The sequence below is a fragment of the Leptospira congkakensis genome, assembly GCF_004770265.1.
Taxonomy (GTDB): domain Bacteria; phylum Spirochaetota; class Leptospiria; order Leptospirales; family Leptospiraceae; genus Leptospira_A; species Leptospira_A congkakensis.
On sequence record NZ_RQGQ01000004.1, the window covers coordinates 265,696 to 278,946 of the forward strand.

13 protein-coding genes are annotated in these 13,251 nt (G+C 40.6%); 4 read left to right on the forward strand and 9 right to left on the reverse strand.

Going from position 1 to position 13,251, the window contains the following annotated elements; translation table 11 throughout:
* Positions 1–23: 23 nt before the first annotated feature.
* On the forward strand, positions 24–797 hold the full coding sequence (locus EHQ70_RS02300; protein WP_135584297.1) for a ParA family protein: 774 nt from the start codon (positions 24–26) through the stop codon (positions 795–797).
* A gap of 16 nt (positions 798–813) precedes the next feature.
* Here the strand turns inward: EHQ70_RS02300 and EHQ70_RS02305 are convergent, their stop codons facing one another.
* Complete coding sequence (locus EHQ70_RS02305) at positions 814–2,202, reverse strand: cyclic nucleotide-binding domain-containing protein (protein ID WP_135583333.1); 1,389 nt, start codon at positions 2,200–2,202, stop codon at positions 814–816.
* 79 nt (positions 2,203–2,281) lie between these two features.
* On the opposite strand from EHQ70_RS02305, the gene EHQ70_RS02310 reads away from it, so the two are divergent.
* Entirely contained in the window at positions 2,282–2,602 is a 321-nt protein-coding gene (locus EHQ70_RS02310; protein ID WP_002982683.1) for a YbaB/EbfC family nucleoid-associated protein, read from the forward strand.
* A 104-nt stretch (positions 2,603–2,706) separates the two neighbouring features.
* Here the strand turns inward: EHQ70_RS02310 and EHQ70_RS02315 are convergent, their stop codons facing one another.
* Positions 2,707–3,438, reverse strand: coding sequence for an OmpA family protein (locus EHQ70_RS02315; RefSeq protein ID WP_135583334.1), 732 nt, complete (start codon positions 3,436–3,438; stop codon positions 2,707–2,709).
* 99 nt (positions 3,439–3,537) lie between these two features.
* The gene (locus EHQ70_RS02320; protein ID WP_135584299.1) at positions 3,538–4,386 is read right to left on the reverse strand and encodes a flagellin N-terminal helical domain-containing protein; all 849 of its coding nucleotides are present in this window, start codon (positions 4,384–4,386) and stop codon (positions 3,538–3,540) included.
* Between the two features lie 203 nt (positions 4,387–4,589).
* Between EHQ70_RS02320 and EHQ70_RS02325 the strand changes: the two genes are divergently transcribed.
* A complete protein-coding gene (locus EHQ70_RS02325; protein WP_135583335.1) occupies positions 4,590–5,156 on the forward strand; it encodes a cob(I)yrinic acid a,c-diamide adenosyltransferase in 567 nt (188 codons plus the stop codon).
* Complete coding sequence (locus EHQ70_RS02330) at positions 5,135–6,475, forward strand: peptide MFS transporter (protein ID WP_135583336.1); 1,341 nt, start codon at positions 5,135–5,137, stop codon at positions 6,473–6,475. Before EHQ70_RS02325 ends, EHQ70_RS02330 begins: the two co-directional genes overlap by 22 nt.
* 93 nt (positions 6,476–6,568) lie before the next feature.
* On the opposite strand, the gene ptsP is transcribed toward EHQ70_RS02330, so the two are convergent.
* The 6 genes from ptsP to EHQ70_RS02360 form a co-directional block, all read right to left on the reverse strand.
* A complete protein-coding gene (gene ptsP, locus EHQ70_RS02335) occupies positions 6,569–8,296 on the reverse strand; it encodes a phosphoenolpyruvate--protein phosphotransferase (RefSeq protein ID WP_135583337.1) in 1,728 nt (575 codons plus the stop codon).
* A gap of 62 nt (positions 8,297–8,358) precedes the next feature.
* Positions 8,359–9,267: a UDP-3-O-acyl-N-acetylglucosamine deacetylase gene (gene lpxC / locus EHQ70_RS02340; protein WP_135583338.1), complete on the reverse strand. Its 909-nt coding sequence runs from the start codon at positions 9,265–9,267 to the stop codon at positions 8,359–8,361.
* Positions 9,268–9,445: 178 nt separating this feature from the next.
* The gene (mce, locus tag EHQ70_RS02345; RefSeq protein ID WP_135583339.1) at positions 9,446–10,219 is read right to left on the reverse strand and encodes a mammalian cell entry protein Mce; all 774 of its coding nucleotides are present in this window, start codon (positions 10,217–10,219) and stop codon (positions 9,446–9,448) included.
* A 32-nt stretch (positions 10,220–10,251) separates the two neighbouring features.
* Complete coding sequence (locus EHQ70_RS02350) at positions 10,252–11,040, reverse strand: ABC transporter ATP-binding protein (protein WP_135583340.1); 789 nt, start codon at positions 11,038–11,040, stop codon at positions 10,252–10,254.
* 8 nt (positions 11,041–11,048) lie between these two features.
* Positions 11,049–11,825, reverse strand: a complete 777-nt coding sequence (locus EHQ70_RS02355) for an MlaE family ABC transporter permease (protein WP_135583341.1) — start codon at positions 11,823–11,825, stop codon at positions 11,049–11,051.
* On the reverse strand, positions 11,822–13,231 hold the full coding sequence (locus tag EHQ70_RS02360; protein WP_135583342.1) for a hypothetical protein: 1,410 nt from the start codon (positions 13,229–13,231) through the stop codon (positions 11,822–11,824). Before EHQ70_RS02360 ends, EHQ70_RS02355 begins: the two co-directional genes overlap by 4 nt.
* Between the last annotated feature and the right edge of the window lie 20 nt (positions 13,232–13,251).

The window sequence follows — 13,251 nt, forward strand, 5'->3', positions numbered from 1 at the left end:
GAAATATGAGAATTCTATGCCCCATGAAGGTGATCTCAGTTTCCAATATTAAGGGAGGGAGTGGTAAATCCACCACAGCCGCTCATTTGGCCTGCGCCCTGGCAAGGCGTGGAAAAACCCTCGTTGTGGATATGGACATGCAAGGGGATTTGACAGACTATTGTTTGCCCGATTTGGATCTAAGTTCTTTGGATGAATCCAATGTAATGACCGTGCTACTCGGAATGAAACGAATGACTGATTGTATTCGCGAGACCAAACAATTTGATGTACTACCTTCAACTTTAAGTTTAGCCAAACTCACCAAATACAATCCTGATTCCAGCAGTCTTTGTCTACAATTCAAACGTGCTTTGGATGAAGTTCGAAACACCTATAAGTTTGTGATCATTGATACACCCGGATCTGCGAAACATGAATTAACAACGGCAATTTATAATTCAGAACTGATTTTAATTCCTGTAACACCGAGTAAATGGACCATCCGTGCAGTGAATTTATTATTAGATGAAATCACACAAACAGAAACTATATTTAGCCAAAAGAAAAAAACTGCTTTTGTTCCTTCCTGGTTTGGGCCATCCAAAAAACATAGGGAACTTCTTGAAAAATTAAAACAAATCGAAGAAATTCCCACACTCGGTGAAATTCCCAAATCAGAAACAATCAAATCCAAAACAGAAAAACAAGAATCCTTAAAGAAAGATAGCAATGCTTGGCATGCCTTTGACAGGCTTGCTGACGAGTCCATTGCTCTCGTGGATCCAGAACATTCGATATTTTCTTTAAAACCGTAAGGAGGGGAATGAAAAACTACTGGTTACGTATGTGTGGGAATTTTGATTTTTTTGTTTTCTTTTGACTAGTGGTTTGCGTTTTCCTGCGTTCTTTGGCAATGGTTTCGATATGTTTTGCAAATCCAGGATGGTGTTTTAAAATTTCAGCGAACCGATCTTTCCCTAAGGTATACACATCACAATAAGATCCTGCTTTAATGGTTGCGGTTCGTAAGGAATCGTCAATCAAACTCATCTCTCCAAAAAAAGAGCCAGAGTTGAGTGTTGCGAGTAAATCTCCCGTTTTTTCTTTAATCACTTCTACATGACCTTTTGATAAAAAGTACATATTGTGCGGAACATCACCTTCCTTAAAGATGATATCTCCTTTCATATAAAAAGCAGGTTTTAATTCTAAAACTACTTCTCGTTTTAATTCCTCTGGTGCATTTTTGAAAAAGGGAACTACGGAAATCAAATGACTATGTAAAAACATGGATACATCAATTTTAATTCCAGAAGGAAGATTCTCCCAAATTTCGGTTTCATCTATCCCATGTTTATTTTCCCAAAGATTCACATAATAGGATCGAATGCGATTGGCGAGATTGGGTGGTAGTTTTTTGTATTTAATAAAACTGTTAATTGTATTTAGTTTTTCTTGGAAGGTAACTCGTGATACATCTAAATTAGATAATAAAGTGGCTATATTACCAATGACGTATCCATAAATACCGACACCTAAAATCATAACACCCATTGTATAAATGGTTTGGCCATTGGTTATAGGAGTGATGTCTCCATAACCAATGGTAGTGAGTGTGGTTACTGACCAGTAAAGTGCTCTAATGTATCTTGTTGCCATATCCTTATCTGGCAAAAATTCAGGGCCTAGATGGATCCATCCGCAGGCGACCCAATGTGCAAAAAGACTTGTCCAATACACAAAGAAAATCAATCGAAAACTCATAGGATTGATTACTTCTATGAGTTTGAACCTGTCATCTGAATCGGCACCAAGGGCCAAAAGGCGAAGGGATTTAAAAAGTTCAAATACTCGAACCGAACGTAATAGTCTCAGAATTTTTAAACTATCCGTGATTCCAAAGTATTGGAAAAAAAATCCACCAAAAAGATCAAAAGGAAAGGCTGATAAAAAATCGACGAGAAACCAAGAAGACAAATAGGATTTTGTAACAATCTTACGATTGTGAATGAGAATTCGGTCTTTTAAAATCGCGGTATTAAAATTCAAAATGACATCGATTCCAAATACCACCTGGATGGCCCTTTCAAAATAATTCACCCCAGCTGTTAGTTTATAGTGAAAGACCAATCTTATCGGGACTTCGATGGCAAAGTAGGTAATACAAATAAAAACAAAAAGATCCCAAATTCGTTTGTAAGGAGAATTGGGATGGATCATACTATGAGTATCGACAAAGAAATGTTTTATATTTGCCTTCTTTTACAGAAAAATAATCCTGAAAGGAAAAGAGGTGATTATGTTCGGTGGAGCAGGCGGAAACAAGTTTGATATGCTCAAACAGATGAAAAAGATGCGATCGCAAGTAAAAACCATGGAAAAGGAACTTGCCGGTCTCAATTTTGTAGGAATTTCTAAAAACAAACTTCTATCTGTGACTTTGGATGGAAAATTTCAGATGAAATCTATTCAAATCGAAGATGAATTGATTGATAAAAAAGATAAAAATCTTCTAGAAAAATCCATTCAAGAAGCTTATACCAAAGCCTTACAGGATGCACAAGCGGGTGCCGCCAAACAAATGCAAGCTATGGGTGGATTTCCAGGTTTAGGGATGTAGATTGAATTCTCCTGGTTTCAAATAAAAAAGCCTACAATGATATGTAGGCTTTGGTTCGAAAAAGAAAAGGGACAAACAGTCCCTTTTTTTATGTCGTTCTAGTTTTAGGAAGCCGGAACGATTTCTACTTCTACGCGACGGTTGGATCCATCTTTTGGATCAACATTTTTAAGAGGAGTAGAAGAACCTAGACCTTGAACAGCTCCAATTCGTTTGCCTTCCACACCGTTGGAAGTAAGAGCATTTTTTGCAGTCACAGCACGGTCTTGAGAAAGGCGTAGATTTAGATCTTCTGCACCAGTTCTGTTGGCATGTCCAGAGATATTGATTTTAGTTTCTGGGTAAGCAGCAAGAGCTTCTGCTAACTTATCAATATTTTCTTTACCTTTACCTTTAAGGTCAGCCTTTCCATCTTCGAAAGCGATTCCCCCGTCCATAGTGGCAGTAAGACCAACTGTTTCTCCACCTCTTTCCGTTTTCTCAAGATTGATTCCTTGTTTTTTCATTTCTTCCGCCATGTTGTCATACATAGTGTTGAGATAGAATCCAGTTCCAAGACCAGCCAAACAACCGGCACCAAGACCAACAATCTTACCTTTGTTTTGCGGTTTCTTTTTTTCCTGTGCCAAAGATTCTTTGATTTGTCTTTGGAAATCGTTCTTTTTGTTTTTAGAATCTTTTTTTCTTTGTGCTTCATCATAAACGGCACCGAGAGCAAGTCCCACTCCGCAGCCAATGGAAGTACTAAGAATTAGCCTTTTTGTGTTTTCTGATAACCCACAAGAGATTGTGGAAAGTAATGATAGGGAAAGAAGTCCCGAGATGATTTGTTTCAACGTAATGTCCTCGCTTACACAGCTAGTGAAGTATAAGGACAAAGTTTGAAGAAATCCTCCCTGTTTGCAAGGAGGATTTCCATTTCTTTTTCGATCGGATTAGTATCTGTCCGTGAGGAGTTTTACTACGGATTCCGGTCGGAGGTTTGCTTGCGCGAGCATAGCCACACCTGATTTGGTAAGGATTTGGTTTTTGGAATACTCCACCATTTCCGTTGCCATATCAGCGTCTCTTACTTGCGATTCAGACGAAACAATGTTCACATAGTTGTTACTCAGTGATTTCAATGTTAAATCCAATCGGTTGTAATAGGCTCCGAGGTCAGATCTAAGTTGGTTGACCTTGGTGATCGCCTCATCCAAAACTTGGAGTGAATCGGAAGCTTTGTTTGGAGTTGAAAGAGTCAACTTATTTCCAGCTGTTTTCAGTTTGAGGGAAGAACTTGTCATCGTGTTGATGTAGAGTTCTATTTTCTCTGAACCGTTTGCACCCACTTGCAAAGTCATTGGATTTTTGGAAGCACGAGAAAACCTTCCATCCAATGGTTTGATTTTGTTAAACTCAGCAGAAGTTCCGATTCTTTCCACTTCTTCCACAAGTTGAGATACTTCTAACTGAACCAGTTTTCTGTCTTCGTTAGAGTAAATCCCGTTTGAGGATTGAACGGAAAGTTCGCGTAACCTCTGTAAGATCGAGTTTACTTGGTCTAAAGATCCTTCGGTAACTTGGATGAACGACATACCATCCTGGGTATTTCGTTCTGCTTGGCCAAGGCCCCGAATTTGTGATCTTAGTTTTTCTGACACTGCAAATCCCAGAGAGTCATCTCCTGCTCTGTTGATTCGCATACCTGTTGCTAGGTGCTCCATGGATTTGTCCATGTCACGGCTAGTGTTTGTGAGCGCCCGTTTCGCAACTAGCGCGCTGATGTTGTGATTGATAATCATTGTCACACCCTCCTGTGTGTCCATGACCCGCTTGTTTCCCTACATGCGGAGAAAAGTAAAAACCACTGCCCAGAGTATCCGTACCCATCGGGAAGAGAAGGGGTTGCCTGTCCTCGGTTCTTCCGTGAATTTTGCCTTTCCAGAATATTCTATACCAAAAAACTTATGTCTGTAAAGAAATTTTAGCGGGCAGGAGCAGGAAATTGAAAATCTACACCAAATTTGGCGATGGTGGCCAGACCTACCTTGCATCGGGAATTAAGGTTTCCAAAACAGATCGTAGGGTTGACCTCTACGGAAGTTGCGACGAATTGAATAGTACAATTGGTCTTGCTCTTTCTTTTGCCAAAGACCTAAACTTAGAACCTGAATTCGTAAATTTTATTAAAAGCATACAAAGTTTCCTTTTTGAAATTGGATCCGAACTTGCGGGTTATGTGCCAAGAGATTCAAAAGAGGGAACTGTGGTTCACGCCTCCGACGTAGAAAGTTTAGAAATAGAAATTGATCGTTTGATGGAGGTTCTACCGGAAATTAAATTTTTTATTTTGCCGGGAGGATCATCCATGGCTAGTGCCCTTCATATAGGTCGTACCATTTGTCGGCGTCTGGAAAGAGACCTACTCGTGTACATTGAATCCGGTGGAGAGATCCATTCTGACTTACGAATTTATATCAATCGTTTATCCGACTATTTATTTGCGGCGGCCCGTTTTGCGAATTTTTCTATCGGACAAGAGGAAACCATTTGGAAAAGCCGAACCAAATAGACCCAATAGAATCTCACATCCATCCCAAGGGGATCACTCCACTTTTTCTCACAGAAATGTGGGAAAGACTCAGCTATTATGGAATGAGGGCACTTCTAGTTTTGTATTTGGTAAAGTCACTTGGATTTTCTGATGCCGATGCTGGGGCTGTGTATGCATTTTATACTAGTTTTGTTTACCTAACACCTGTTCTTGGTGGGTATTTAACAGATAGATTCCTTAGTTATCAATTTTCTATTTATTTAGGAAGTTTTTTAATGTTGTGTGGGCATATCTCTTTGGCGTTTTCTGATTTGTCTTTTTTTTATTTGGGTCTTGTTTTGTTAGCCTTAGGGAACGGTTTTTTTAAACCCAATATGTCCACCATCTTTGGTAGGTTATATGATGGAAAGCCGGGTCTACGAGACAGTGGATTTACCATTTTTTATATGGGAATCAATTTGGGTGGCCTTATCGGTCCTATCATCTGTGGAAGTTTAGGCGAACGAGTGGATTGGCATTTGGGTTTTTTATCTGCCGGTGTAGGAATGGCCATAGGAATGGTAGTTTTTTATTTCGGAAGCAAACGATTGCCTGCTTCCGTTTGGCAAAAAGAAAGATACCAGGTAACGGCTGTAAATTCGAGTTTGGATGACCACCAAACTAGGCCTAAAATTTTACTCATAATCCTTCTTTCTTTTTTTAGTATCTTCTTTTGGATGGCCTTCGAACAAATGGGATCCTCACTGAATCTATTTGCTTTAAGGAATACGGATCGGTTTCTTTTTGGATTCGAAATTCCTGCCTCCGTTTTACAATCCATCAATCCCTTGTTTATCTTAATTTTTGGTCCTCTCGTTTCTATTCTTTGGTCGGTACTTGCCAAAAGAAATCAGAACCCAAATCCAGTTATTAAATTTGTCTTAAGCCTAGTGTTACTTGGGATTGGATTTTTAGTGATGGTGGTGGCAGCAAAGTATGCAGAAACAGGAGTTGCTGTATCGATTCTCTTTTTAGTGTTTGTTTATTTTTGGAATACCTTAAGTGAACTTTGCCTTTCTCCTGTCGGACTTTCCTTTGTTAGTTTTATGGCTCCGACAAAATATGCCTCAGTTCTTATGGGAATTTGGTTTTTGTCGAATGCCTTCGGGCATTATGCTGCAGGGATTTTGTCCGGATACCAAAACCAGTGGGGGAGTATGGCGAACTTCTATGGATTCTTCGTGATCTGTTCCTTTTTTGGTGCTTTTCTTTTGTATGGAATCTATCACCTAAAAAAGAAATCCATCTTAGTTTTGTTAACAGGAAAAGAAGTTCAAAATCCAATCGGAACAAATTAAGGAAAAATAAAAAGATAAGCGGTTAAAATGGAAGGAAGAATTGGAACGAATCATCTCGTAGATTCGAAAAATTTAATTCATTAAAGAATGATCTTACCCTTTTGTTTCTAAAACGAGTGCCTCAATTTCTTCATATTTTTCTTCGCCGGCAAGACCAATTACTTGTTCGGCGAGAAGTTTCGCTTTCCAAGTGGATATTTCCTGAACTTTTTCACCGACTTCTTTCATCAGTGGCAAAGCGGAACTCAAATCCCGAAACCCGAGTCCAATGAGGACAGCCGTGAACATGGGATCACTTCCAATTTCTCCGCAAATGCTAATTGGTTTTTTTTGGGAATTGGCCACATCGGCTATGTTCTTTAACAGTAGTAAAAAGACTACTTGCCAGGGATTATACAAATCTCCCACCAAATGGTTGTTACGCTCTACTGCGAGTAGGTATTGCAAAAGGTCATTGGTTCCCACGCTATAAAAATCCACATGATTTCCAAGAAAAGGTAAGTTTAAGGCACAGGCCGGGGTTTCTACCATAATACCAATAGGAATTTTTTTGGTAATCACAAGCCCTGCTGCTTTTAGTTCCTCTAAACTTTCGGAAACCAGTGCCTTGGTCTGTAAAATTTCAGAAAGAGTTGTGATCATAGGAAGCATGATCCGCATGGTTCCAAATTCACTCGCACGGAGTAGGGCTCTTAGTTGTTCTTTGAAAAAATGAGGGTGCCTGAGGAGGTAACGAATCCCACGATTCCCAAGAAACGGATTGGCTTCTTCATATCCATTTTCCATTTTATCGGCACCAATATCCCAAACTCGGAAAGTCACTGGGCGACCTACCATCTTGAGTAAAATTCGTTTGTAGACAGCAAATTGTTCTTCTTCCGTGGGTTTGAATTCTACGTATCGTATGAATAAAATTTCGGTTCGAACAAGACCAATCCCGTCAGCTCCTTGTTCAAATGCCAAATCCACTTCGTCTTCAGAATCAATATTGGCACGAAGGGAAAATTTTTTTCCGTCTTTGGTTTTGACTTCTTTCGGGCCGTCGCTGATTTCGCGGATTGGTTGGACTTTATGGATTTCGCTTCTGATCCCAGCAAGTTTGATTTCATCGATTCCTGGCGAACGGTTTAAAATTCCCTTTGTTGCATCTAACAGAATGTAGTCGTCGTCTTCTACGTGTGAGGTGATATTTTTCAAACCCACAATGGTTGGGATTCCATAGTTTCTGGCAATGATGGCAGTGTGTCCCGTTTTCCCACCAAAGTCTGTGGCAATCCCTCGAAGCCGGCATTTGCCAAGTTGGATCATTTCGGAAGGAGTGATTTCTTTGGCAATGAGGATGACATCATCAGGGATTTTGGTTTGGTCGGCTGCTTTGTCTGGATACAGGTTGGATTCTATCCTTTTTCCTATATCTAAAATATGGTCGGCACGTTCCCTAAAAAATTCGTCGGGGATAGATTGGAATTCATCATATAAGGAACTAACAGCTGTTTCTAGGGCAAGACCCGCCGATTCATTGTTTTGTGCAATCCTCTCAAAGACACGAGCGCGGAAAAGGGGATCATTTAAAAATACAATTTGTGATTCTAGAATTTCAGAAAGTTCTATGTTTGATTTGGATTTTTGGACTAGGTCACTTAAGTCTTCTTCGGTTTTGAGTAGACCTTTTTTCAGTAGGTCTACTTCTTCTTTGATTTCGTCTGGGGATAAGTCTGTACGGTCTTCCCGTTTCCGTTTGAATTGTTTCCACCGGAAAACTTTGCCATAAACCGTACCTGGATAGGCTGAAATGCCTTTGAATGTGGTTTTTTCTTCCATCCGTCCCCTTGGCAAAAATACTTTTGGAAAGGGACTGTTTGGAAAGTAAAAAAAGCCGGATTCTAGCGAACGGCTTGTTTTTTAGAGAAAAGTGGGACTCGTTTGCTTTTGAACTGGGTGAGTTCGTTTCCTGTGACCTGGCTCATAATGCACTTAGCAAGGGAGATGTCTAGGGCATGACCCGCTTTGGATGCAATGAGGTGTCCGCGGAAAGGTCTTCCCATCACAGCCAAATCCCCGATGAGATCCAGAATTTTGTGACGGACACATTCATTGTCATAACGTAAGGTTTCGTTCAAATACCCGTCATCTGTGAGAACTACCGCATTGTCGAGGGATCCACCCATAGCAAGTCCTCTCGCTTGGAGGGCTTCCACATCTTTCAAGAACCCAAAAGTTCGGGCAGGAAGGATGTCTGTTCCTAAAATGGATTCGTCAAGGGTTGTGGTGTAAGATTGTCCTCTGAGGAGGGGGTGGTTGAAATCTATGCTGTAAGTGACTTTGAGTTCGTCGGAAGGTAACATGACGAGGTATTTGTCCCCGTCCACAACCCAAATCGGGTTGGAAATGGTAATGGGTTCGATGGTTTCCTCTAGAACCCGGATTCCTGCAGAGCGGATTCCTTCCCAAAACGGCAGGGAGGATCCATCCATAATCGGAACTTCTACGGAATCAATTTCAAAAATACAATCAGTAATGCCTAAGGTATGAACTGCAGCGAGAAGGTGCTCGATGGTTTGCACTCGGTTGGAACTTCCATCTCCAATGGTGGTGGCGTTGCTTGTGTCGACTACATGGTCGAGGGAGATGGGAATGCGGATTTTTTGGGTTCCTTTGTAGAGATAAAAAATCAGTCCTGTATTTGCTTCCGCTGGATGGAGCCGTAAAGTCACCATTTTCCCGGAATGGACCCCAATTCCACGCAATGTGATGGAGTTTTGGATCGTTTTTCTGTGTATCGCCGTTACCATAATCAGTTCCTACTTACAAATTTGTAGAAATGGGGGTAGGGACAATTCCAAAACCGGAAGCCCAAGTCAAAAAAATGTCTCCTTTTTACAACAGTGTGGTGGGAATGTGACGGGCCCATTTTGTGCGTCAAACTAAAGAATTTAACTACAAATGGAACCGTATTTTACGTGTTAGTTCTTAAAATGCACTGAGTGCGGAACGAATGAAACTGGTAACGGGAGCTTGTTCTCTAGTATCTTCCAGACCTTCCCTCAGTTCTTTCAAAACCACTTGGGCATCGCCCAGCGTTGTGTTGACCGACTTGTGGACATCGCTTTCGTTGATCAGTTTTCCAAGAGTTCCTTGGCCTTCATTGATCTTTCCTGTAATGTTTGCGATATTTTGGACAGTTTTACGGATATCAGAGCGGTTTTCCGCAATCAGTTCCGAAAGAGAAACCAGTGGGTCTTGGGTTACTTTTCCTTGGATGGGCATGAGTTTTCCCGAACGAGGAGAGATCTCCACCTTGGTGAGGGCGGGTTCTGTCATCAGGTATTCTTTGGTTTTGGGATCCACAGGAAACTTGGAGCCTGGATCTAGAGATACCACGCGTCCTGAAAGGAGACTCTCGTTTTTGATATTGATTTCGTAATTGGAGAAAAGTTGTACCTTTCCCTTGAGTAATAAGGTGAGTTCTACCTTGGTTCCAATTCCCGTTTCTCCATCGGGGAGAAGGTTTCCGTATTCATCGATTTGCACCAGACGAATTTTAGAAACATATCCAAAGGGCACACCATGGATGGTGACCTTGTTTCCGATTTTGATCCCTTCTGCATCTGGAAAATAGACGGGGAGTTGGTATCCCGATTTTTGAAAAGGGCCACCTTCTGTGACAATAGTAAAATAACCTACAGCCACTAGTGAAAAGATAAAAAGAAGACCGACGATGAGAGCACGACCTATAGTAGGCATTCCCTAAAGTTCTCCTGGACTTAGAAGCAAAGTCAATTGGATTTTCCTTTTTTTAATTCAGAATGATCCAGAATCATTGGACCTACTGTGTTTCCATGAATGAACTGTTGGATGACTGGGTTCGGTGATTTTTGAATTTCTTCTGAGGTCCCGCAAAACAGGACTTTGCCTTCGTAGAGAAAACTAATCCGATCCGCAATCCGATAAGCAGAACTCATATCATGTGTAACAACAACGGAGGTAAGTCCCAGTTCCTTTTGTAAGCGAATCACCAGATCATTGATGACATTGGACATAACGGGATCAAGACCCGATGTGGGTTCATCGTATAACACGATTTTAGGTTGGGAAGTGAGGGCACGAGCTAGACCCACACGTTTTTTCATCCCACCTGAGATATTACTGGGTAACGTGTCTTTGGCGGGAACAAGATCCAGCCACTTTAATTTTTCCATCACAATCCGATCCAGTTCGGCCCCGCTCGCAATTTTATGTTCTCGTAAGGGGAGTGCCACATTTTCATAGACGGTGAGCCAGTTGATGAGCGCCCCCGATTGGAAAAGGACTCCGAGTTTGGATCTTAGTTCTTCTCTTTTTTTTTCACTGGCAGTGACAATGGATTCTCCAAAAATTTGGCAATCCCCTTCATCAGGATCGAGGAGTCCTGTGATATGTTTGAGACTGACCGATTTTCCTGTACCAGAGGGACCAAGGATGACCATCGTCTCTCCTTGTTTGACGGTAAGATTCATCCCTTGTAAGATCTTTCGTTTGCCGAAAGTTTTATGGACGTTTTTCATTTCAATGGCAAAGGTTTCCATAATTTCCTTCATTTATAAAATAAGGCAGTCAGCACATAACCAGAAAATATGACCATAAGAAAAGAAGTGACTACGGCTTGCCTTGTGGTTTGACCCACGCCGATGGCACCACCTTCTGTTCGGAGTCCCTGGCTACAAGAAATGGTAGAGATGGCAATGCCAAATACATATCCTTTTAAAAGCCCTACATATAAATCTTTCAAACCTGGAACAGAAGAAATACGATAATAGACATCTTGGAAATAACTAATCATATCAATTCCCAGTTGGAAATGACCAACAATTCCTCCACCTAAGATTCCTAATGCGGCAGAATAGACACAAAGTACAGGGACCATAAGAGAAAATCCCACAATCCTTGGCATCACAAGATACCGGATGGGATTGATCGACATGACTTCTAATGCGTCAATTTCTTCGGAAACTTTCATGGTTCCAATTTCAGCGGCCATTGCAGAACCCACAGAAGCTGCCAAGATCAGAGATGTCATAAAGGGGGACATCTCCCTTGTGAGGGTGATGGTGAGTAAAAGTCCAATTTGGCCCTCAGCTCCAAAGTCCCTGAGTCCAAGGCCGGTGTTCAGTCCAAGGATCATTCCTGTAAAAATAGAAACGATAGAAACAACAAATAGAGACCCAACACCAGCAATAAACATTTGTTCCAGAATTTCTCGGCGTTTGAAATAGAGATGATGAGACTGGCCTATGGAACGGAAAAGAAGTAATACGGTGTAACCAATGGCATAGAGTAAAGGTTCCAAGGTTTTGGAATAAATGCGTTTCATATTTCCCACCAAAGGATTTTGTATTTGTTTTTTATATCTCTAGTATCAATGCCAAGAAGCCCATAAGCAAAGTCATAACGAAAACCAGTGGGTGATTTTGAATATTCTGCTAAAACGGGAATATGGATATGTGTTTCATCCTCTGTCCACCGGTGTGAGTATAACCTTGTGATTAAGTGCAAACGTTTCTCTCCATTGGATGACCTTTTGTATTCAATGATGGAAAAAATTGGTTCCCAAACATCTTCCATCACTTCAAAACGAACGGGAATGATGGCAAGGGTATTCCATCCAAAATTTCCATCGCTGTCTTTGTGGTAACGAAATAAGGGCCAAAGTTTCCAATAGTAATCTTCTCTACCAGTTTGGACATATTCACTTTTCATATGGGAATAAAAAGGTAATAAAAAATGAGAGGTGGCTTTTAAGTGTGAGGTATTTTGCGACAAACGGATGTAAAATGGAGTGACAAACTCAGCTTCTTTATTTGCAAAATAGGAATATCCGTAAAAAGGAAAAAATACAAGTTTCTCCGTATCTTTTTTTTCAGAGGTAGTGTATTGGAAAAAGATAAATAGGGCAGTGTAATTGGTTTGTCCCGTTTTTTTGTCATACCCATAAGAGAATAAAGAATTTAAAATCGGAAACCAAAGATAGGCCCTGCTTTTCATATTCCCATCTTTTGAATCCTTACTGTTATAAAAGGGGAAAAAAATGGAATAGGAGGTTGGTTCCTTTTTATCTAACCTTTCTTCCCCCCATTGGAAAAAAGGCCAAAGTAAAGATTGGCGTTTGTACTTTCCTTCGTGTTCTTTTTTGGAATAGAATGGAAAGATTCTAAAATCACTTCTAGTTTCAGATCCACCCCACATCACCAAGGGCCAAAGGATGGATTTTGCTTCGTAAGTTTTGTATTTCCATTCCGAATACACAGGAAATAAAACATAACCTAACTCTTGGTAAGAAAGTTTGTTTCTGATTTTTCCATAGATGGGAAAAACACTGAAATAGTTTTCTCTTTGTGATTCTCCCTTACCCCAAATAAAAAGTGGGGTGAAAAGAATGTCCTCATCTTCGTCACCTTCCTCATGTTTGAATCCCGTCCCACTAAAGAAAAACAAGGAGGACCAAGTATACCAGTAATTGGTTTCTTCTTTATAGTAAAAAGGTGAGAGATAACTTTTAAAACGGAAGGCATAGGTTTTGTCTTGGAAACCCATGTAAAAGGGGCGAAAGGCTAAATAACTTTGGCGTCCTCTTTTTTCCGATTCATATAAAAACCAAAATTGGTGGTAATCGGATTTGATATCTTCTGTAAAGGAACTTGGAAGTTTGGCAAAAACTCCGGAACTGAGAAAGAAGAGACAAAAAACAATTCCGAATTGAATTTTAAAGCGGGAATCCACGTAATTTCAATATCTTCAAG

Coding starts and splice junctions, on each gene's coding strand:
- EHQ70_RS02300 (WP_135584297.1), top strand. CDS start 24: ATGAAGGTGATCTCAGTTTCCAATATTAAGGGAGGGAGTGGTAAATCC.
- EHQ70_RS02305 (WP_135583333.1), bottom strand. CDS start 2,202: ATGATCCATCCCAATTCTCCTTACAAACGAATTTGGGATCTTTTTGTT.
- EHQ70_RS02310 (WP_002982683.1), top strand. CDS start 2,282: ATGTTCGGTGGAGCAGGCGGAAACAAGTTTGATATGCTCAAACAGATG.
- EHQ70_RS02320 (WP_135584299.1), bottom strand. CDS start 4,386: ATGATTATCAATCACAACATCAGCGCGCTAGTTGCGAAACGGGCGCTC.
- ptsP (WP_135583337.1), bottom strand. CDS start 8,296: ATGGAAGAAAAAACCACATTCAAAGGCATTTCAGCCTATCCAGGTACG.
- lpxC (WP_135583338.1), bottom strand. CDS start 9,267: ATGGTAACGGCGATACACAGAAAAACGATCCAAAACTCCATCACATTG.
- mce (WP_135583339.1), bottom strand. CDS start 10,219: ATGCCTACTATAGGTCGTGCTCTCATCGTCGGTCTTCTTTTTATCTTT.
- EHQ70_RS02350 (WP_135583340.1), bottom strand. CDS start 11,040: ATGGAAACCTTTGCCATTGAAATGAAAAACGTCCATAAAACTTTCGGC.
- EHQ70_RS02355 (WP_135583341.1), bottom strand. CDS start 11,825: ATGAAACGCATTTATTCCAAAACCTTGGAACCTTTACTCTATGCCATT.